Source organism: Arthrobacter sp. 9MFCol3.1, assembly GCF_000620385.1.
In the GTDB taxonomy this organism is placed as follows: domain Bacteria; phylum Actinomycetota; class Actinomycetes; order Actinomycetales; family Micrococcaceae; genus Arthrobacter.
Window position 1 is genome coordinate 344361 of sequence record NZ_KK211131.1, and the last position, 19767, is coordinate 364127.

Genomic DNA, 19767 nt, shown 5'->3' on the forward strand with positions numbered 1-19767 from the left:
GCCGTTTCCCTCCAGGCAACCCGGGCATGGATACTGGGGCAATGACTAATCGCAGCCCGCTCAACAGGGACGATGCCGGCACATCGCCGTTGCCGGAGATTCCGGCGCAGCTGCGCGCCGTCCTCAACGGGATCCCGGCCATGGTGGGCTATTGGGACACGGGACTCCGCAACCGCCTGGCCAACGACGCCTACTGCGAGTGGTTCGGGTTCGCGCCCCGGCAGCTTCACGGCATGCACGTCCGGGACGTGCTCGGCGAGACCGTCCTCGAGGCCAACCGGCCGCACATCGAAGGGGCGCTCGCCGGGGAGCCGCAGCAGTTTGACCGGACCCTGGTGGATGCCGCGGGCCAGTCCCGGTTCACCGAGGTGACTTACACCCCCGATACCCAGGACGGCGTGGTGCAGGGCTTCTTCGTCGTGGTCACGGACATCACCGGGCGGGTGCTGGCCGACCGGCGCCGGCAACAGGACATGGACCGGTACCGTGCCCTGGCGCGAAGCGTCCCCGGCGTCTTCGTCCTCCTCTTCGACGCCGAGCTGCGCTACCTGATCGCCGAAGGCCAGGAGCTGGAGACCTTCGGCTACCGCAGGGAAGAACTCGAAGGCCAGCGCATCCAGGACGTGCTCAAGGGCGATCTCGCCAGCGAGCTCGAGCCGCGCTACCGGGCGGCCCTCGCCGGCCGCGACGTGTCCTGGAACCGGCAGATCGGCCACCGCACGTACCGGCTGAACGCCGGGCCGGTCTTCTCCGACGACGAGGCCGCGGCCGGCATGGTGGTGGCGGTTGATATCACCGAGCGCCTGCAGCAGCAAAAGGTTTGGGAGGCTTTGCATGAGATAGCCACCGAGGTCGCCCGCAACGCCGCCCCCGCAGCCATCTCCGAGCGGGTGGCCGCGATTGTCCGCGACCTGTTCAACGTCGATTCCGCCGCCGTCGTCCGGTTCACGGGCGCGACCTCGGCGGAAATCGTCGCCATGGCGCCGACGCTCCCGCCGACGCTGAGCCGGCGGCAGATCTTCGCACCGACGGACGAGTCCGCCACCGTCCGGGTGGCCGTGACCGGCAAACCGGCCCTGGTTGTCTACGGGGCGGAAGGCGGACAGGCCGCGGAGCAGATGCGCGCCGGAGGCTTCCAGTCCGCGGCAGCGGCACCGATCAGGGTCCGCGGCAGCCTGTGGGGCGCGGTGAGCCTGACCTCGAAGTCGCGCACCGGGGTCACGGAGGCGATGACGGAGCGGCTGGCCCAGTTCGCGGAGCTCGTCGAGATCGCCATCGGCAACACGGAGGCACGGACCGACCTGGAGCAGCAGGCCACCACCGATGCCCTCAGCGGCCTGCCCAACCGGCGGGCCCTGGAACGACACCTCGCCGAACACGTTGCGCAGGCCGCGAGCCGCGGGACGCGCCTGAGTGCCGTCGTCCTGGATATCGACCACTTCAAGAGGGTCAACGACACCCACGGCCATCTGACGGGCGACGTGGTCCTGGCGGAGGTCGCGGCGAGGCTACGGACAGTCGCCCGCGCCAAGGAGATCGTCGCCCGGTTCGGCGGCGAGGAGTTCGTGTGGCTGCTTCCGGAGACGGACGGCGCCGAGGCCCTGCGCGCCGCCGAACGCGCCCGCGAGGCCATCGCGTCAGAACCGTTCGGCGACGTTGGTTTCCTGACGATCTCCGCCGGAGTCTGCGAGCAAAGCGACGCCGCGGCCGGCTCGCTCCTGGACTGCGCGGACCGGGCCTTGTACGAGGCCAAGAACGGCGGCCGCAACCGCACGTCCCGCTACGGCCACGCCAGCCCGGCCGCGCAGACCCAGGCAGGCCAGGCGCAGGACGGCACTCAGACGCGGGGAGCCTAGACGAACGCGGACTTTCCCGTCACGGCCCGCGCCACGATCAGTGAATTGATTTCGTAGCTGCCCTCATAGGTGTAGAGGATCTCGGCGTCGCCGAAGAGCTTGCCCATCTCGTAGTCGGTGCTGATGCCGTTGCCGCCCAGCAGGGACCGGCCCATCGCCACCGAGGCGCGCGCCAGCCGCGTGGTGGTCGCTTTGGCCATGGCGGCCTGGACCATCTCGAGCTTGCCCTCCTCCTGGATGCGCGCCAGCTGGGCCATCAGGGCCAGGGAGGCGGTCGCGTTGCCCAGGATCTCGGCGAGCTGCTGCTGGACGAGCTGGAACCGGGCCAGTTCCTTGCCGAACTGGCGGCGCTGCAGCGAATAGGCGCGCGCGACGTCGAACGCGGCCAGCTGGATGCCGGCACCTTGCCAGCCCACCCAGGCCCGCGAATCGCGCAGGAGCTCGTTGGCCTTGGAGAAGCTGGTGGCGCCGGGGAGCAGGTTGGCCGCCGGGATGCGGACCTCGTCGAGGACGATGTCCGCGTTCTGCATGATGCGCAGGCCGATCTTGTTGGCGATCTTCGTGGCAGTGTAGCCCGGCCGGTCCGTCTCCACGATGAAGCCCTTGATGTGCTGGTCGGCGACGTCCCGGGCCCAAACGAGGGCGAAGTCCGCGATGGTGCCGGCGCCGATCCAACGCTTGGCGCCGTTGATGACCCACTCGTCGCCGTCCAGCCGCGCGGTTGTTTCCAGGCCGCCGGCGATGTCCGAGCCGTGGTCCGGCTCCGTCAGGGCGAACGCCCCGAGCTGGGTGAACGCGGTGAGGCCGGGGAGCCAGCGTGCCTTCTGTTCCGCCGAGCCCAGCTCGTCGATCATGCCGACGATCAGCTCGTTGTGGATGCCGACGAGCGCCGAGAGGGAGACGTCGGCGCGGGCCACCTCGACATACATGAGCCCCTTGAAGAGCTTGGACGTGCCGTCCGTTTGCAGCCCGCCCAAACCGTATTTGCCGAGTTCGGCGAGCAGTCCGAAGGGAAACTCCTCGCGGTTCCAGTAGTCGATCGACGCGGCCCGGATCCGGGACTGGAGGAATTCCCGGACCTCCTGGTAGCGGAGCTGTTCGTCCGGCGGCAGCAGGTCCACGATGTACATGAGGTCGGCGTCGGGAAACGGCGGCTGCGGTGCGGCAACGGCTGCGCTCGATCCGGTGTTTGTTTCCGCTGTTGTTACGGCTGTGTTTTCCGCTCTGTCTAATTCGGCTGTATTTTCCGCTCTCGCGACCGGTCCGCTGGCACGTCCTTGTGGCTGCACGGGCACGTATCCCTTCGTCATGCAACGCCTGCAGAGCAGCGCCGCCCTTCCAAACCCTTGGATGTCCTAGTATATTGCACAGTGACGGGGATCACTAGGCAGGCACTGCCGGCCGGCGGAACCCAGGCAACGGCGCCGTGCCACCGACCGCCCGGAACGGCAGCGCCAGAGGACTTCGAAAGGTGCACCATGACCGTGACTGAGGAATTCCGGGCCGCGCGGGACCGGCTGCTGGCCCTGCGCGGGGACTACGACGGCGCCCGCAGCGAATTCCAATGGCCCCGCTTCGAGGAGTTCAACTTCGCACTGGACTGGTTCGACCAGCTCGCCGCAGACCCTGCCAAGGCCGACAAGCCTGCGCTGGTGATCGTCGAACAGGACGGGTCCGCGACCCGGCGCAGCTTCGCGGACCTCTCCCGGCGCTCGTCCCAGGTGGCCAACTGGCTGCGCGGGGCGGGTGTGCGGCGCGGGGACCGGATGATCATCATGCTCGGCAACCAGGTGGAACTCTGGGAACTCATGCTGGCCGGCATCAAGCTGGGCATCGTCATGATTCCCACCACCACACTGATGGGGCCCGCCGACCTCCAGGACCGGGTGGAGCGCGGCGGCGCGGCCTGGGCCGCCGTCGGCAGTGCCAACATTGCGAAGTTCGCCGACGTCGCCGGCGACTACACCCTGATTGAAATCGGCGGCGGCGCCGGGCACCCCGCCGCCGCTGCCCAGGAGAATGACCAGGACAATGCCTTGCAGTACTACGGGGCCGACGCGGCCGCGGCCGGTGCGGACTTCACCCCGGACGCCCCCACCCTGGCCGACGAGACGCTCCTGCTCTACTTCACCTCGGGCACCACGTCCAAGGCCAAACTCGTGGAACACACGCACACCTCCTACCCGGTGGGACACCTGTCCACGATGTTCTGGATCGGGATGGAACCGGGCGACGTGCACCTCAACGTGGCCTCGCCGGGCTGGGCCAAGCACGCCTGGTCCAATGTGTTCACCCCCTGGATCGCCGAGGCGTGCGTGTTCATCTACAACTACGAACGCTTCGACGCCAGGGCGCTCATGGAGCAGATGGACCGCGAGCGGGTCACGAGTTTCTGCGCCCCGCCCACGGTCTGGCGGATGCTGATCCAGGCCGACCTGACCCTGCTGAAGAATCCGCCCACCAAGGTGGTGTCCGCCGGCGAGCCACTCAACGCCGAGGTGATCGACCAGGTCCACCGCGCATGGGGCCAGACCATCCGGGACGGCTTCGGCCAGACCGAATCCACCGTGCAGATCGCGAACACACCGGGCCAGCCGATCAAGATCGGCGCCATGGGCAGGCCACTGCCCGGCTACGACGTCGTGCTTGTGGACCCCGCCACTGGTGAGGAGGCCGACGACGGCGAGCTCTGCCTGCGCCTCGACCCCCGCCCCGTGGGGCTCATGAAGGCGTACCACGGCGACCCGGACAAGACGGCGGAGGCGTTCCGTGACGGCTACTACCACACAGGGGACATGGCGAGCCGGGACGAGCGCGGCATCATCACGTATGTGGGCCGCGGCGACGACGTTTTCAAGTCCTCCGACTACCGGCTGTCCCCGTTCGAGCTGGAGAGCGTGCTGATTGAGCACCCCGCGGTGGCGGAGGCCGCCGTCGTCCCCTCCCCTGACCCGCTCAAGCTGTCGGTGCCGAAGGCGTTTGTGGTCCTGGCGGCCGGGCACCAGCCGGGACCTGAGCTGGCGGAAGACATCCTGCGGTACTGCCGGGAGCACCTGGCGCCGTTCAAAAGGATCCGCCGGCTGGAATTTGCCGAGCTCCCCAAGACGATCTCCGGCAAGATCCGGCGCGTGGAGCTGCGGCACAGCGAGGAAGTGCGCCACGGCGGCGGGGCCGTCCCGGAAGGCCTCGGCGTCGAGTACTCCGACTCCGATTTCCCCGGGCTCAAGGGTCAGGGCTGAAGATGGGAACACCGCTGCCGCGAGATCCGATCGCCGACGCCCGGCTGAACTGGGAGCGCCACGGCTGGTCCGACGTCGCCGCCCCGATGGCCGCCATCACCGCCATCATGCGGACCCAGCAGATCCTGCTCGGCCGGATCGAGGCGGTGCTCAAGCCGTTCGGGCTCACCTTTGCCCGGTACGAGCTGCTCGCGTTGCTCAGCTTCGCCCGCAGCGGGGCGCTGCCCATGAACAAGGCGAGCGCGCTGCTGCAGGTCCATCCCACCTCGGTCACCAACGCCGTGGACCGGCTCCAGGAGGCCGGGCTGGTGATCCGCTCGCCGCACCCGACAGACGGCCGCACCACCTTGATCGAGCTCACCTCCGACGGGCGCGCCCTGGCCAAACGCGCGACGGCGGTGCTGAACTCCGAGGTCTTCGGCCAGTCCGGCTTCGGAGACCAGGACGTGGACCAGCTGATCCGGATCCTGGGCACCTTCCGCCGGAACGCCGGTGATTTCAGCGGCTGACGCCCGGGCCATGGCGGGCAACGGGTGAAGCCCGGTGGCCGCGGCTAAGATCATGAAGTGAAAAAACAATCCTGCGGTGTCTGCGGTTCGAGCGTGTACTTTGAAAATTCGGTCTGCCTGCACTGCGGAACTGACTTGGCCTACCTGCGGAACGCCCGCGCCATAGTCGCGACAGGCAATCAGGGACAGTACACCGATGCTTCGGGAGCAACCTGGCACCGGTGCGCCAATTCTTTGCTTTCCGGTTGCACTTGGCTTGCCCCGGAGGGCGGCGGCCAATGCTTCAGCTGTGAACTCACGCGGACTCGACCCAACGACAGCGACGCCAAAGGCCTGTCGCAGTTCGTTGCGGCCGAGCGGGCCAAGCGTCATCTCATTGCTGAGCTCGATGGGCTGGGCCTGCCGATCATCACGCGCGCAGAAGACCCTGACGGGGGACTGGCTTTCGACCTGCTGTCCAGTGTCACGGAAAATGTGGTGATCGGTCATGCTGACGGTGTGATCACCATCAATCTGGCCGAAAGCGACGATGCCTATCGGGAACGGATGCGTACCCAACTCGATGAGCCGTACCGGACCATGCTCGGGCATTTCCGGCATGAAGTGGGGCACTATTTTGAGACGGTGATGGTGTTCAGCGATGACGGACGGACGCGCGAGGCCCGACAGCTCTTTGGCGACGACACCAAGGACTACCAGGCAGAGATAGACCGCCACTACAGCGAAGGCGCCCCGGCGGACTGGAATGAACGGTTCATCTCAAAGTACGCAACCATGCACCCCTACGAGGACTTTGCGGAGTCGTTCGCCCATTACCTTCACATCTGCGACACCCTCGACACCGCCCGGGAATTCGGGCTCATCCCCGGCACTCCCCGGGGGACCTCCTTCCAGGAACGTGTGGAAACCGAATGGCTGCCGCTCTCCCTTGCCCTGAACCAGGTCAACCGCAGCATGGGAAAAGATGATCTCTACCCCTTCGTCCTTTCCGCCGCGGTTATCGACAAGCTTGAGTTCGTCCACGGGCTGCGCACCCCCGCGACGGCCGCCGGCTAAGGAACGCCCCGCCCGCTGACAACCAAGGCGTCTAGGCGTCCGGGCAGGATGCCGGGCAGGGGCTATTCTGTGCGGGATCGGACCGGAGTATCGTGGTGCGGAGCCGGACAGTGCCGTCCGGCCACGCAGCAAGCAGTGCTCACAGCGCGTCCATTGGCGATCGCCCAGGAGTGGCCATGACTTCGCCCAGCGTCCCCATACCGCAGCCTCCCACGAAGCCGGTGGTCGGCAATTTGGCCGACATCGACTCCAGCAAGGGAATCCTGGGAATAGTCGAGGTGGCCGAGCGGTACGGCCCCATTGTGCGGATCCAGTTCTTCAACCGCAGCGTCATCGCCATCTCCTCCCAGGAACTCGTCAACGAAGTGTGCGACGAGTCCCGGTTCGGCAAGGTGCTGGGCGTCTCCCTGCGGCAGGTACGCGACTTCATTGGCGACGGCCTTTTCACGGCAAGAACCGAAGAACCAAACTGGCAAAAGGCCCACCGGATCCTGATGCCGGCATTCGGGCCCGCCGCGCTGAAACGGATGTTCACCGGCATGGACGACATCGCCGAGCAACTGCTCCTGAAATGGGAGAGGCTCGGCCCCGCGGCCCGGATCGACGTTCCGGACAACACCACCCGGCTGACCCTGGACACCATTGCCCTGTGCTCGTTCAGCTACCGTTTCAACAGCCTCTACCGCGAAGAGATGCATCCCTTCGTCGGAGCCATGGTCCGCTCCCTCGTCGAATCAGGGGAACGGGCCCGCCGGCTGCCGGTCCAGAACAAAATCATGCTGCGCCGACGCCACCAGCTCGAGGAAGACCACGCCCTCATGTTCGAGGTCGCCGACCAGATGATCAGAGACCGTCGGCGCAACCCCAGCCCGGCAGGCAGCGAAGACATCCTGGACACCATGCTCAACGCCGCGGATCCGGTGACCGGCGAGCGCTTGGACGAGGAAAACGTCCGCTACCAGATGGTCACCTTCCTGGTGGCCGGGCATGAGACCACCAGCGGCCTGCTCTCCTTTGCGCTGTACGAACTACTGCGCCACCCGGAGGTCCTCGCCAAGGCGCGCGCCCAGGTGGACGAGGTCCTCGGCACCGAAAGCGCCCGGTTCGAGCACCTGCCCCGGCTGGGGTACCTGGACCAGGTCCTCAAGGAGACCCTCCGGCTGTGGCCCACCGCCCCGGCGTTCAACGTCGCCCCGTACGAGGACACGACACTTGGCGGCCGCTACGAGGTCCCGGCAGGCCAGCCCATCCTGGTCCTGATCCCGCAGCTGCACCGGGACAAGGCAGCGTGGGGCGAGGACGCCGGGATCTTCGATCCGGACCGGTTCTCCCCCGTCCGGGCCGCCGAAATCCCCGCCAATGCCTGGAAGCCCTTCGGCAACGGGCAGCGCTCCTGCATCGGCCGGGGATTTGCCCTGCAGGAGGCCATGCTCTTCCTGGCCAAGCTCCTGCAGCGCTTCGAGGTCACGGCGGCGGACCCGGGCTATGAGCTGCAGATCAAACACACGCTGACGATGAAGCCTGAGGGGCTGTTCATCCACGTGCGCAGGCGGGACGTCACCATCGCGGCCGGCCCCACGGCCGCCGTCGAAGCGCGGCAGGCCGAAGCCGCAGCGGCGGCCGCCGCGCCCAACGGCGTCCCGATCCGCGTGCTCTACGGTTCCAACGCGGGAACGTCCAAGGACTTCGCCCAGCGCCTCGCCAACGACGCCGGACGGCGCGGCTACAGCCCCACCATCGGCCCGCTCGACGAGGCGGCCGGCGGGCTGCCAACGGAGGGGCTCGTCGCGATCGTGACCTCCTCCTACGAGGGGCAGCCGCCGGACAATGCCCGAAAATTCGTGGCCTGGACCGAGGGCCTGCGGCCGGGCACCCTCGCCGGGGTGCGGTACACGGTCTTCGGCAACGGCAACAAGGACTGGGCGCGAACGTATCAGGAGGTGCCCAAGGCCATCGACGCCCGGCTCGAGGCTGCCGGTGCCACCCGGATCTATGCCCGGGGCGAAGCCAACGCCCGCGGCGACTTCTTCGGCGATTTCGAAGAGTGGTACGCGGGATTCTGGCCCGCGGTGGACGCCGCCCTGGGGCAGCGGACCAGCCCTCCGACAGCGCAGCCCGAGCTGGAACTGCAGTTCGTCGGCAACGTCAGGGACCCGATGCTGCGCCAGAACGGGCTGGCGCTGGGTACCGTCGTCGCGAACCGGGAACTGGTCGACCTGGCCAAACCCGGCGCCCGGTCCAAGCGGCACGTCGAGATCGCCCTGCCCGAGGGGATGAGTTACCGGACCGGGGACTATCTGGCCGTGCTGCCGCTAAATCCCAGCGAACTCGTGCAGCGGGCCCTGGCCCGCTTCAACCTCGACTACGACTCGCACGTCCAGCTGACCATGGAGCGCGGGGACACGTTCCTGCCCACGGGCACACCGGTGGCCGTGGGCGAACTGTTGAGCAGCTACGTGGAGCTCGCGGTCCCCGCCACCCGCACCCAGCTCGAGGACCTGGCCGATGTCGCGGCGGATCCTGCCCACCGCGCCGAACTTGAGGCCCTGGCGCAGGACCGCGTGCGGTACGCGGCCGAGATCCTCGACAAGCGCGTTTCCATCCTTGACCTGCTGGAAACGTACCCGTCATGCCAACTGTCGTTCACCTCGTTCCTGCAACTGCTCACCCAGCTGACCCCCCGGCGGTACTCCATCTCCTCGTCGCCGCTCTGGAGCCCCGACCACGTGACCCTGACCTTCGCCGTCATCCAGGCTCCGGCGTGGTCCGGCCGCGGAGTCTTCGAAGGGGCCTCGTCCACCTACCTCGCCCAGGCCAGGCCCGGGTCAAGGGTCGCGGTTACTGTCCGCCCCTCGAACGCGGCCTTCCACCCGCCGCCGTCGCTGGCGGTTCCGCTCATCATGGTCTGTGCGGGGACGGGGCTGGCCCCGTTCCGCGGGTTCGTCCAGGACAGGGCGCTGCGGGCCGAGGCCGAGGACACGACGCCGGCGCCCGCCCTGCTGTTCTTCGGCTGCCGCGCCCCGGACACCGATTTCCTCTACCGCGCGGAACTTGCGTCGTGGGCGGACCAAGCCAACCTCGATCTGCGGCCGGTCTTTTCCGCCGCACCCGAGGACGGCCTGAAATACGTCCAGGACCGGCTGTGGGCAGACCGGGCCGACGTCGTCGAGCTGGTCCGGCAGGGCGCCACGGTCTACGTCTGCGGCGACGGCAAGCACATGGCGCCGCAGGTCCGCCAGACGTGCGCCCTCATATACCAGGAAGCGACCGGCGCCTCCAAGGCGGAGGCCGAGGCCTGGATGGATGACGTGGAGCGCACCCACGGCAGGTACGTGGCCGACATCTTCACCTGATGCCGGCCACGCACCGCTTAGCGGTGGTTGAACTCCGGCTGCCGCTTCTCGGTGAAGGCGGCCATGCCTTCCTTCTGGTCCTCGGTGGCGAACAGCGAATGGAACACGCGCCGCTCAAACAGCACGCCCTGGGCAAGCCCGGTCTCAAACGCGGCGTTCACCGCTTCCTTGGCCACCATCGCCACCGGCTTGGATTTGGACGCGATCACCTCGGCTGCCTTCAGCGCCTCCGCGACGACGTCCGCGGCGGGGACCACCCGGGAGACCAGGCCCGCGCGTTCGGCCTCCTCGGCGTCCATGAAGCGGCCGGTCAGGATCATGTCCATCGCCTTGGACTTGCCCACCGCGCGGGTCAGGCGCTGCGAGCCGCCCATGCCGGGGAGCACGCCAAGGTTGATTTCCGGCTGGCCGAACTTAGCGTTGTCCCCGGCGATGATGAAGTCGCACATCATCGCCAGCTCGCAGCCGCCGCCAAGCGCGAAGCCGGACACGGCTGCCACGACGGGGATGCGGAGCCGGGTGAAGTCCTCCCAGCCGCGGAACCAGTCCGCCGCGTACATGTCCATGTAGCCCTTGGACTGCATCTCCTTGATGTCCGCGCCGGCGGCGAAGGCCTTCGCCGAACCGGTCACCACCACGGCCCCGACCCCCGGGTCCGCGTCCATCCCGGCGACGGCCTTCACGAGTTCGTCCATCGTGGCCTTGTTCAGGGCGTTGAGGGCTTCGGGCCGGTTGAGCGTCACGAGGCCCACTCGGCCGCGGCGCTCCACCAGGATGTTTGCGTACTGTTCCGTCATGGGTGGTCCCCTTAGGTGGTGCTCGTCTGGTTCTGGTTCTGTTGCTGCGGGTAGAGCCCCGGTCCGGGGCTAGTGCCCTGCCGTGCCGGCTTCTGATGTGCCTGCTTCCGACTTTTCACGGATGTCGGTGATGATGCCGGAGAAGTCCCGGCCGGCACCGCCTTCCGCGGCAAAGGTATCGTAAATTTCGGCCGCGAGCGGGCCGAGCCGGGCCGCGACGCCGGTGCTCTGCAGCGCATTGAGGGCCAGGTTGAGGTCCTTGGCCATGAGCGCCCCGGCGAAGCCCGGCTGGTAGTCCCGGTTGGCGGGGCTCGTCGGGACAGGACCGGGCACGGGGCAGTTGGTGGTCAGCGCCCAGCACTGTCCCGAGGCGGCGGAAGCGACGTCGAACAGTGCCTGGTGCGTCAGGCCGAGCTTCTCGCCCAGCACAAAGGCCTCGCTGACGGCGATCATCGAGACGCCCAGGATCATGTTGTTGCAGATCTTGGCCGCCTGGCCGGCGCCGTGCGCGCCGCAGTGGACCACCCGCTTGCCCATGACTTCCAGCAGCGGGTGGACGGCCTCGAAGTCCTCGGGGAGGGCCCCGACCATGAACGTGAGCGTGCCGGCCTCGGCGCCCACCACGCCTCCGGACACGGGGGCGTCGACGGCGCGGTGACCGGCCGCGACCGCGAGTTCTGCGGCCTCGCGGGCCTCGTCCACGTTAATCGTGGAACAGTCCAGGAACATGGTGCCCGGGGCGGCCGCTTCGAGCAGGCCGGGCGCACCGCCCGTGCCGCGGTAGGCGTCAAGGAGGTGCTTGCCGCTGGGCAGCATGGTCAGCACGACGGCGGCGCCCGCCGCCGCCTCGACAGCCGTCCCGGCAGTGGGAATGCCGTGCTCCCGGGCGGCGTCCAGGGCCGCGGGCACGACGTCGAAGCCGGTCACCCGGTAGCCGGCCTTGACCAGGTTGACGGCCATGGGGCCGCCCATGTGGCCCAGGCCGAGGAAGGCGATGGTGCCGGTTTCAGGGGCTCCTGCGTCAGACATTGTTCTTCTCCTTGCTTTTCTCCTTGTTTTTCTCCTTCGGAGAGAGCATCAGTTCGCTCCCGCCCAGCGGGGCGAAGTAGGCCGCGACGTCCGTCCCGGTCACCTCGGCGAGGGTGGCGGGCTTCCAGCGGGGATTGCGGTCCTTGTCCACCACCTGGGCCCGGATGCCTTCGCGGAAGTCGGGGCCGGCGAGGAAGCGCAGGCCGACGCGGTACTCCTGCTCCAGCGCCTGCTCCAGGCTCAGTCCGCGGACCCGGCGCAAGGATTCCAGCGCCACCTTGACCGCCGTCGGCGACTTGGCCTCGATGGTGTCCGCGGCTGCGGCGGCCTCCCCGCCCCGCTCTCCGCCAAAGGCCCGCAGCCGGCGCAGGATCTCCTCGGCGTCGTCGCTGGAGTAGCAGGCGTCAATCCATTCCTGCTGTCCGGCCAGGACTGACGTCGGTGCCGGTTCGGCGAAACGGGCGACGGCGGCCTCCGCCGCCTCGGTTTCGAGCGCGGCCGCCAGTTCCGGCAAACGGCCGGAAGGCACGAAGCAGTCGGCGAGGCCCAGGAACAGCGCGTCCGCGCCGCTCAGGTGGGCACCGGTCAGGGCCGCATGGGTGCCGGTCTCCCCCGGCGAGCCGGAGAGCAGCAGGGTGCCGCCGACGTCGGGAACAAACCCGATCGTCGTTTCCGGCATGCCCGTGCGGGTACGTTCGGTGACGATCCGCAGGGACCCGTGCGCCGAGATCCCGACGCCGCCGCCCAGAACCAGCCCGTCCATGAACGCGACGTACGGCTTGGGGTACTCGGAGATGAGCAGGTTCAGCCGGTACTCGACCGCCCAGAAGTCCGCGGTGGCATCCCCGCCGTCGAGCATGTCCCGGTAAATGGCCACGATGTCGCCGCCGGCGCAGAGGCCCCTGTCGCCGGCGCCGCGGACCAGCACCGCAGCGACGGCGTCGTCGTCGGCCCAGAGCGTGAGCTGTTCGAGCATGGCGGCGGCCATGCCGGCCGTCAGGGCGTTGACGGCCGCGGGCCGGTTGAGGGTCACGACGCCGAGGCGGCCGCGCCGTTCAAACGTCACGTCCCCGGTCAAGGGTTCGCCGGACGCTGCTCCGCTGTCCGCTGCTCCGATGTCCGCTGCTCCGATGTCCGCTTCCCGCGAGACTTCCGCCCCCATCAGCTGCCTTCCGGCATGACGAAGCTGCTGCCGGAACGGATGCCGGAAGGCCAGCGGCTGGTGACCGTCTTGGTCTTCGTGTAGAAGCGGAAGGCGTCGGCCCCGTGCTGGTTGAGATCGCCGAATCCGGAAGCCTTCCAGCCGCCAAAGGTGTAGTACGCGATTGGCACGGGGATGGGGACGTTGATGCCCACCATGCCCACCTGGACCCGGCTGGCGAAGTCGCGGGCGGCGTCGCCGTCGCGGGTGAAGATGGCCACGCCGTTGCCGAACTCGTGTTCGCTGCAGAGCCGGAGCGCCTCGTCGTAGTCTTCGGCGCGGAGCACGCTGAGGACCGGGCCGAAGATTTCCTCCTTGTAGATCTTCATGTCTTTCGTGACGTTGTCGAAGAGCGTGGGCCCGACCCAGAAGCCGCCGTCGTAGCCTTCCACCTTCAGGCCGCGGCCATCGGTCACCAGGCTGGCGCCCTCGTCGACGCCGGAGGCGATGTAGCCTTCGATCCGGTCCTTCGCGGAGGCCGCCACCACCGGGCCGAAGTCGGAATCCTTGGCGAGGCTGTGGCCGACCTTGAGGCCGGCGATCCGCTCCTGAAGTTTCTCCACGAGGACGTCCGCGGTCTTCCGGCCGACCGGAACGGCCACCGAAATCGCCATGCAGCGCTCGCCCGCGGAGCCGAAGCCTGCCCCGATGAGGGCGTCCGCGGCCATGTCCAGGTCCGCGTCGGGCATGATCACCATGTGGTTCTTGGCGCCGCCGAAGCACTGCGCGCGCTTGCCGTTCGCCGCGGCGGTGGCGTAGATGTACTGCGCAATGGGCGTGGAGCCGACGAACCCGATGGCCTGGACGCGGGGATCCTCCAGCAGCGCGTCCACCGCTTCCTTGTCCCCGTTGACCACGTTGAACACGCCGTCGGGGAGGCCCGCCTCGGTGAAGAGCTCGGCCAGCCGCAGCGGCACGGAGGGGTCCCGTTCGGAGGGCTTGAGGATGAAGGAGTTGCCGGCGGCGAGCGCGGGCCCGGACTTCCAGAGCGGGATCATGGCCGGGAAGTTGAACGGCGTGATGCCGGCGACGACGCCGAGGGGCTGGCGCATCGAGTGCACGTCGACGCCGGTTCCGGCGTTGTCCGAGAACTCGCCCTTGAGCAGGTGCGGGGCGCCGGCGGCGAATTCGACGACTTCGATGCCGCGCTGGATGTCGCCCTTGGCGTCGGGGAAGGTCTTGCCGTGCTCGGAGGACAGCAGGGTGGCGAGCTCGTCCATGTGCTCGTTGACCAGGTCCACGAACTTGAGCAGGATCCGGCCGCGGCGCTGCGGATTCATCGCAGCCCATTCCACCTGCCCCTTTTCGGCGCTGGCAATGACATTGCGCACTTCCTCCGTGCTGGCCAGCGGCAGCCGGGCCTGGACCTCGCCGGTGCAGGGATCATAGACATCGCTGAACCGGCCGGAGGTGCCGTCAACCCGCTGCCCGTCAACGTAATGGGATAGTTCTCGAACCATGACCGAATGCTCCTTTGCATGTGACCTAGATCATCTCTGCAGCCGAATATACTCGGACTTCCTACTAATTTCCAGAGGACGGAGCCGGCCGGCTGCTTCGTCCGGGGGCCAAGTTCGGTAAGTTAGGGACTGTGAAGATTGCTACCTGGAATGTGAACTCGCTCCGTGCCCGCGCCGACCGTGTGGAGGCCTGGCTTCAGCGCACGGACTGCGACGTCCTGGCTATCCAGGAAACCAAGTGCAAGGACGAGAACTTCCCCTGGGAGCTCTTCGAGAGCATGGGCTACGAGGTGGCGCACTTCGGCCTGAGCCAGTGGAACGGCGTCGCGATCGCCTCCCGGGTGGGGCTCGACGACGTCGAACGCACCTTCCTGGACCAGCCCGTGTTCGGCAAGAGCGGCAAGGACGCCGTCCAGGAGGCCCGCGCCATCGGCGCCACGTGCGGCGGCGTCCGGGTCTGGAGCCTCTACGTCCCCAACGGCCGCGCCCTCGACGATGAACACATGCCCTACAAGCTCAACTGGTTGGACACCCTGAAAACCCACGCCGGCACCTGGGTCAGGGAGGACCCCCAGGCGCAGATTGCACTGATGGGCGATTTCAATATCGCGCCGCAGGACGACGACGTCTGGGACATCGACTTCTTCCGTGCCAACGCCATGACCCACGTCAGCGAGCCTGAGCGGGCCGCCTTCCACGCCTTTGAGGAGGCCGGCTTCCAGGACGTCGTCCGCCCGCACACCCCGGGGCCCGGCGTCTACACCTACTGGGATTACACGCAGCTCCGCTTCCCGAAAAAAGAGGGAATGCGGATCGACTTCATTCTCGCCTCCCCGGCCCTGGCGGCACGGGTCACCGGTGCGATGATCGACCGCGAGGAGCGCAAGGGCAAGGGCGCCTCGGACCATGCCCCGGTGATTGCGGAACTGGCGGACTGATGGCTGCCGCCCAGGGAAGCGTCGTGATCCAATGACGGGGAGCATCTACCACGGACAGGCCGGGCTGCCGTTTTCTTCCGCGCTCCGGATCTACGAGCCCCTCGAGGCGTTCCCCGAGCAGCAGCAGGAAACCCTGAGGGCCGCCGGCGCTGGCCAGGCGTCCCGCGCGGCTGTGGAGAACGCCGAGCTGCTGGCGTCCCTGGGCCGCATCACCCGGCCCGACGGGGACCCGTTTCCCACCGGCCGGACCGATCTGGTGCGCGTTGTCCCGGCTCCGGCCAGGCGGGCGTCGTCCGGCGCAGCGCACGAGGGCGCCGAGACCGGGACTGCCGCCGCCGCGCAGGCCGACCGGTTGCTGTACTGCCCCAGCCAGCTGGTCCTCCGCGCCGGGCTGGCCGCCAATGCGCTGATGGAAGGCATCCACGGGCCCCTGGCCCAGCTGCTGATCCCGGAAGAGCAGCGGGACAAGCACCAGGAACGCATTGATGAGGTGCGGGCCCACGATGGCCTGAGCCGGGTCCACACAAGGGCGTCCACGTGGGGCATTCCCTTCAGCTGGTTCTGCCTCTTCCAGGAATCGGATCCCACCGACGTCGTCGAAGCCGAGGGCCACATTGTCACGGTCCGCATCCGTACGGGCATCGGCAAGGCACTGGAACGGGTGAGCTACGCGGTGGCGCACCTGGCCCTGGCCGCGCCCGATCTGGACATGCTCGAGGACCTGACCCAGCTCACGGAATGGCTTGAACTCTTCCACCCGGATTCGGCTGTGGAACTCGATTACGGCGGGGTGGCGGACAAGGTCTATCCGGATGATTCGCCGCTGGATGTGCGCCTCGGCATAGAGTGCCTGGCGGAGGGGGACATGACCGGCGCCGCCGCGGCCTACCGCCGGCTGGCCTCGCGCTGGGTGCCGATCCGCCAGCTCGCCCGCGCGTCCTAGTCTCTAGCGGAGCCGCGCGGACTGGCGCAGCGGCGGCGCCGTCGTCGTCCGGACGATCAGCCGGTGCGGCGCCACGGCGGACTGCACGGAACCGGCGATGCCGTCGAGCTCGTCCAGCAGCATTTTGGTGCCGAGTTCGGCCTGCTGGTCCGGGCGCTGCCCGACCGTGGTCAGGCCCATGGCCTCGGCGAAGTCGTGGTCGTCGATGCCGATGACCGACAGGTCCTCCGGGACGCGCACACCGGCTTTGTTGGCCTCGAAGATGATGCCCATGGCCATCTCATCGGAGGCGCAGAAGATTGCGGTGGGCTTGGGACCGTCGGCGGTCCAGAGGCGGCGGAATGCCTCCTGCCCGCTGCGCACGGTGAAGTCCCCCCAGAGGTCCCATTCGGTCCGGACGGGCAGCCGCGCCTCGCCCATGATGTCGTGGAAGGCCTGGATCCGGACCCTGGGGACGTCGAAGTTGAGGTCGGTTTCGTCGTCGCCGTGCAGGAGCGCGATGTCCGTGTGGCCCAGCCCGATCAGGTGGCGCACTGCGGTGGCGGCCGCGGCGTAGTCGTCGATGCCAATGTAGGGGCACTCCTCGACATGGCCTCCCACCACCACCAGCGGGATGTCGATTTTCTGCAGATGCTCGATTTCCTCGTGGGTGAGCGCCATGCAGAGGACCAGCAGGGCGTCGATCTGCTTGTAGACCATGGTCTTGCTGAAGAGCCGCTCACGGTGGCTGCCGTGCCCGCCGAGGTTGAAAAGCGACAGGTTGTACTGCCGGGAGTGCAGTTCCCGGTCGGCGCCCTCGATGGCCTTGGAGAAGAACCAGCGGCTGACGAACGGGGCCAGCACACCGATGGTCTTGGTTCGGCCCGTCGCCAAGCCGGACGCCGAGGACGACGCGACGTAGCCCAGGGATTCGGCAATGCCGAGGATCTTTTCCCGGGTCGCCGGGGAAACACGGGGCAGTCCGCGGACGGCCCGGGAGACGGTGGCAGTGGACACGCCCGCGGCGGCGGCTACATCCTCAATGCTGACGCCGGAGTGGCCGCCGCGCTGCGCCCTTTCTATCCGTGCCACCTGTGCCCCCTTGTAAACGGTCCGTGGAAGCCTGGCGGCTGCCCGCAGACCTGTTGCGTCCGCCTCCCCCCGGCGGCTGAATAATCCTGTCCCTGGCGGCTGGCCCTTGCTAGGCGCGCCGGCTGGCCGTCCGGCGCGGCAACCGCCGGCGCAACCGGATCATCCCGTACAGGGCCAGCAGCATGGCGAGCAGACCCAGGGCCCAGCCGAGGGCATCCTGGGCGGTCACTTCCATCCAGACGGTGACCACCAGCAGCACCACGGCCCAGAAGCCGAGGAACCCGATGATGATGTCGAAGTCCTCGCCGGAGCGCACCTTTCGACGCGTCGCCGGCACGTGGCCCTGGTTCTGCTCGTCAGTCATCATCCCTCAGTCACTTAACCGCGCCGGCCGTGAGGCCCGCGACAATCTTACGCTGGAACACCAGCACCAGAATGACCAAGGGAATGGTCACGATGGTGCCCGCAGCCATGATGGCGGTGTACGGAATCTGGTTCGGCTGCGCACCCGCGAAGCTTGCAATGGCCACTGTGACCGGCTGCGTTGCGTCGGACGAGAGCTGGCTGGCGATCAGGAATTCATTCCACGAGGAAATGAAGGCCAGGATGGCGGTCGTGAAGATGGCCGGGGCGGCCAGCGGCATGATGACCTTCCGGAACGCCTGTCCCTGCGTGCACCCGTCCACCCGCGCCGATTCCTCGAGCTCCCACGGCATCTCCCGGAAGAAGGACGTCATGGTGTAGACGGTCAGCGGCAGCACGAACGAGATGTTCGGGATGATCAGGGCCTGGTAGGTGCCCATCCAGCCGATGTTCGTGAAGAGCTGGAACAGCGGGGTGATGAGGGCGACGCCGGGGAACATGGACGCCCCCAGGATGAAGCCCAGCACGAGGTACTTGAACTTGAAGTTCAAGCGGGCCAGGGCGTAGGCGGCAAACACGCCGATCACCAGCGACACCAGGGTGACGACGGTGCCGATGAACAAGCTGTTGAGCAGGGCCTGGCCGAAGTGGTTGCCGAAGGACGTGTCGAACGCCGTCTTGAAGTTGTCCAGCGTCACGTGGGTCGGCAGGATCGAGGTGTCGTAGGTGTAGCCGACGTCGCGGAACGCGGTCACCACCATCCAGTAGGCCGGGGCCAGGCACCAGAAGAGAATCACGGCCGCGCTGATGTAGGTGCGGCTCTGGGCCCACCTTTCGCGGTTCTGCGCGGCCTTCCGCCCCCGGTCCTGCTCTGCGCGCAACTCGGTTGCGGCGCTCGTCGCGGCGGTCATTTCTTCCCCTTACCTGCGCCGGTCTGCTGTTCCACGACGTTCGCCCCGAGGAAGCGCACGAAGATGAAAGCCACCAGAAAGATGATGATGAACGTGATGGTGGACAAAGCCGCCGCCGCGTTGAAGCCCTGCCTGATCTGGTTGATCACCAGGATGGACAGCGTCGTGGTGTTGTTCGCTCCGCCCGTCAGGATGTACGGGAGGTCGAACATGCGCAGTGCATCCAGGGTACGGAACAGGATGGCCACCATGAGCGCGGGCTTGACCAGCGGCAGGGTGATCATCCGGAACCGCTGCCAGGCGCTGGCGCCGTCGACCTTGGCCGCCTCATACACTTCAGCGGGAATCATCTGCAGGCCGGCAAGAATCAACAGCGCCATGAAGGGTGTGGTCTTCCAGACGTCCGCGATGATCACGGCCCACCTGGCCGGCCATTCGCTGCCGGTCCACAGGACGGTGGTGTTGAAGAGCTTGTTGCCGATGCCTTCGAAGGCGAAGATGAACAGCCACAGCTTGGCCGTCACGGCGGTGGGGATGGCCCACGGCACCAGGACAGCGGCGCGGACCAGGCTGCGGCCCTTGAAGGCACGTGCCATGATGACGGCCATCCAGAAGCCGAGCACAGTCTCCAGTGCCACCGTGACGATGGTGAAGAAGAATGTGGTTCCGGTGGCGGACCAGAACTGCGCGCCCAGGGTTCCCGGCGGGCAGTCAACGGTTCCGCCGGAGGGTGCCGGGCATTGCTGGAAAATCCAGTTGTAGTAGTTCGAGAAGCCGGCCGGGCCACCCTCAACGAAGAGACCCGTGGCGGGGTCCAGACCGGCATCCTTCTGGAATGACATCACAATGGCGGTGATGATCGGGTACACGATCACGACCGACAATGCGAGGATAGTCGGCGCCAGCAGCCATGCTGCCCAGCGCCCCTGCGTCGCGATGCGGTTGTCCTCTCCAACACCCTTGGGTGCGTGGTGGATCGGAGCCCCGCCCGACGCCGGTGCCTTGACCGACGTCGGGCCTACTTCAGTTGCCATGATGGAC

The 19767-nt window shown here is 67.7% G+C and carries 16 protein-coding genes; 7 read left to right on the top strand and 9 right to left on the bottom strand.

What is annotated here, in order from left to right; genetic code table 11:
* Positions 1 to 41: 41 nt before the first annotated feature.
* Entirely contained in the window at positions 42 to 1856 is a 1815-nt protein-coding gene (locus C560_RS22805; protein ID WP_026539388.1) for a sensor domain-containing diguanylate cyclase, read from the top strand.
* Here the strand turns inward: C560_RS22805 and C560_RS0118965 are convergent.
* Positions 1853 to 2986: an acyl-CoA dehydrogenase family protein gene (locus tag C560_RS0118965; protein WP_026539389.1), complete on the bottom strand. Its 1134-nt coding sequence runs from the start codon at positions 2984 to 2986 to the stop codon at positions 1853 to 1855. The two genes, C560_RS22805 and C560_RS0118965, sit on opposite strands and share 4 nt — an antisense overlap.
* Positions 2987 to 3334: 348 nt before the next feature.
* Between C560_RS0118965 and C560_RS0118970 the strand changes: the two genes are divergently transcribed.
* The 4 genes from C560_RS0118970 (at position 3335) to C560_RS0118985 (ending at position 10013) form a co-directional block, all read left to right on the top strand.
* Entirely contained in the window at positions 3335 to 5095 is a 1761-nt protein-coding gene (locus C560_RS0118970) for an AMP-binding protein (RefSeq protein WP_026539390.1), read from the top strand.
* A gap of 2 nt (positions 5096 to 5097) precedes the next feature.
* A complete protein-coding gene (locus C560_RS0118975; protein WP_018775963.1) occupies positions 5098 to 5604 on the top strand; it encodes a MarR family winged helix-turn-helix transcriptional regulator in 507 nt (168 codons plus the stop codon).
* 57 nt (positions 5605 to 5661) lie between these two features.
* A complete protein-coding gene (locus C560_RS0118980) occupies positions 5662 to 6660 on the top strand; it encodes a zinc-binding metallopeptidase family protein (RefSeq protein ID WP_026539391.1) in 999 nt (332 codons plus the stop codon).
* Between the two features lie 176 nt (positions 6661 to 6836).
* Positions 6837 to 10013 (top strand): bifunctional cytochrome P450/NADPH--P450 reductase, encoded by a 3177-nt coding sequence (locus tag C560_RS0118985; protein ID WP_026539392.1) that lies wholly within the window; start codon positions 6837 to 6839, stop codon positions 10011 to 10013.
* 17 nt (positions 10014 to 10030) lie between these two features.
* On the opposite strand, the gene C560_RS0118990 is transcribed toward C560_RS0118985, so the two are convergent.
* The 4 genes from C560_RS0118990 to C560_RS0119005 all read right to left on the bottom strand — a co-directional run bounded on the left by C560_RS0118990 (position 10031) and on the right by C560_RS0119005 (position 14500).
* Positions 10031 to 10810: an enoyl-CoA hydratase gene (locus C560_RS0118990; protein WP_026539393.1), complete on the bottom strand. Its 780-nt coding sequence runs from the start codon at positions 10808 to 10810 to the stop codon at positions 10031 to 10033.
* A gap of 69 nt (positions 10811 to 10879) precedes the next feature.
* The gene (gene mmsB / locus C560_RS0118995) at positions 10880 to 11839 is read right to left on the bottom strand and encodes a 3-hydroxyisobutyrate dehydrogenase (RefSeq protein ID WP_026539394.1); all 960 of its coding nucleotides are present in this window, start codon (positions 11837 to 11839) and stop codon (positions 10880 to 10882) included.
* The gene (locus C560_RS0119000; protein ID WP_231494398.1) at positions 11832 to 13001 is read right to left on the bottom strand and encodes an enoyl-CoA hydratase/isomerase family protein; all 1170 of its coding nucleotides are present in this window, start codon (positions 12999 to 13001) and stop codon (positions 11832 to 11834) included. The genes mmsB and C560_RS0119000 overlap by 8 nt, the downstream gene beginning before the upstream one ends.
* On the bottom strand, positions 13001 to 14500 hold the full coding sequence (locus tag C560_RS0119005) for a CoA-acylating methylmalonate-semialdehyde dehydrogenase (RefSeq protein WP_026539396.1): 1500 nt from the start codon (positions 14498 to 14500) through the stop codon (positions 13001 to 13003). Before C560_RS0119005 ends, C560_RS0119000 begins: the two co-directional genes overlap by 1 nt.
* 131 nt (positions 14501 to 14631) lie before the next feature.
* Between C560_RS0119005 and C560_RS0119010 the strand changes: the two genes are divergently transcribed.
* On the top strand, positions 14632 to 15438 hold the full coding sequence (locus C560_RS0119010) for an exodeoxyribonuclease III (RefSeq protein ID WP_026539397.1): 807 nt from the start codon (positions 14632 to 14634) through the stop codon (positions 15436 to 15438).
* 31 nt (positions 15439 to 15469) lie between these two features.
* The gene (locus C560_RS0119015) at positions 15470 to 16381 is read left to right on the top strand and encodes a hypothetical protein (protein WP_026539398.1); all 912 of its coding nucleotides are present in this window, start codon (positions 15470 to 15472) and stop codon (positions 16379 to 16381) included.
* Between the two features lie 3 nt (positions 16382 to 16384).
* Here C560_RS0119015 and C560_RS0119020 read toward each other — a convergent pair whose 3' ends face one another.
* From C560_RS0119020 to C560_RS0119035, 4 genes are all read right to left on the bottom strand, one after another.
* A complete protein-coding gene (locus tag C560_RS0119020; RefSeq protein ID WP_026539399.1) occupies positions 16385 to 17452 on the bottom strand; it encodes a LacI family DNA-binding transcriptional regulator in 1068 nt (355 codons plus the stop codon).
* Between the two features lie 109 nt (positions 17453 to 17561).
* Positions 17562 to 17816 carry a hypothetical protein gene (locus C560_RS0119025; RefSeq protein ID WP_026539400.1) on the bottom strand — a complete coding sequence of 85 codons (255 nt, stop codon included), beginning with the start codon at positions 17814 to 17816 and terminating at the stop codon, positions 17562 to 17564.
* A 10-nt stretch (positions 17817 to 17826) separates the two neighbouring features.
* A complete protein-coding gene (locus C560_RS0119030; RefSeq protein WP_026539401.1) occupies positions 17827 to 18726 on the bottom strand; it encodes a carbohydrate ABC transporter permease in 900 nt (299 codons plus the stop codon).
* Complete coding sequence (locus C560_RS0119035) at positions 18723 to 19760, bottom strand: carbohydrate ABC transporter permease (protein WP_026266860.1); 1038 nt, start codon at positions 19758 to 19760, stop codon at positions 18723 to 18725. The genes C560_RS0119030 and C560_RS0119035 overlap by 4 nt, the downstream gene beginning before the upstream one ends.
* Positions 19761 to 19767: the final 7 nt, after the last annotated feature.

Excerpts from the sequence above, each read along its gene's own strand:
- mmsB (WP_026539394.1), bottom strand. The coding sequence starts at position 11,839 with ATGTCTGACGCAGGAGCCCCTGAAACCGGCACCATCGCCTTCCTCGGC.
- C560_RS0118970 (WP_026539390.1), top strand. The coding sequence starts at position 3,335 with ATGACCGTGACTGAGGAATTCCGGGCCGCGCGGGACCGGCTGCTGGCC.
- C560_RS0118990 (WP_026539393.1), bottom strand. The coding sequence starts at position 10,810 with ATGACGGAACAGTACGCAAACATCCTGGTGGAGCGCCGCGGCCGAGTG.
- C560_RS0118965 (WP_026539389.1), bottom strand. The coding sequence starts at position 2,986 with ATGTACATCGTGGACCTGCTGCCGCCGGACGAACAGCTCCGCTACCAG.
- C560_RS0119015 (WP_026539398.1), top strand. The coding sequence starts at position 15,470 with ATGACGGGGAGCATCTACCACGGACAGGCCGGGCTGCCGTTTTCTTCC.
- C560_RS0118975 (WP_018775963.1), top strand. The coding sequence starts at position 5,098 with ATGGGAACACCGCTGCCGCGAGATCCGATCGCCGACGCCCGGCTGAAC.
- C560_RS0119000 (WP_231494398.1), bottom strand. The coding sequence starts at position 13,001 with ATGGGGGCGGAAGTCTCGCGGGAAGCGGACATCGGAGCAGCGGACATC.
- C560_RS22805 (WP_026539388.1), top strand. The coding sequence starts at position 42 with ATGACTAATCGCAGCCCGCTCAACAGGGACGATGCCGGCACATCGCCG.
- C560_RS0119005 (WP_026539396.1), bottom strand. The coding sequence starts at position 14,500 with ATGGTTCGAGAACTATCCCATTACGTTGACGGGCAGCGGGTTGACGGC.
- C560_RS0119025 (WP_026539400.1), bottom strand. The coding sequence starts at position 17,816 with ATGACTGACGAGCAGAACCAGGGCCACGTGCCGGCGACGCGTCGAAAG.
- C560_RS0118985 (WP_026539392.1), top strand. The coding sequence starts at position 6,837 with ATGACTTCGCCCAGCGTCCCCATACCGCAGCCTCCCACGAAGCCGGTG.
- C560_RS0119030 (WP_026539401.1), bottom strand. The coding sequence starts at position 18,726 with ATGACCGCCGCGACGAGCGCCGCAACCGAGTTGCGCGCAGAGCAGGAC.
- C560_RS0119035 (WP_026266860.1), bottom strand. The coding sequence starts at position 19,760 with ATGGCAACTGAAGTAGGCCCGACGTCGGTCAAGGCACCGGCGTCGGGC.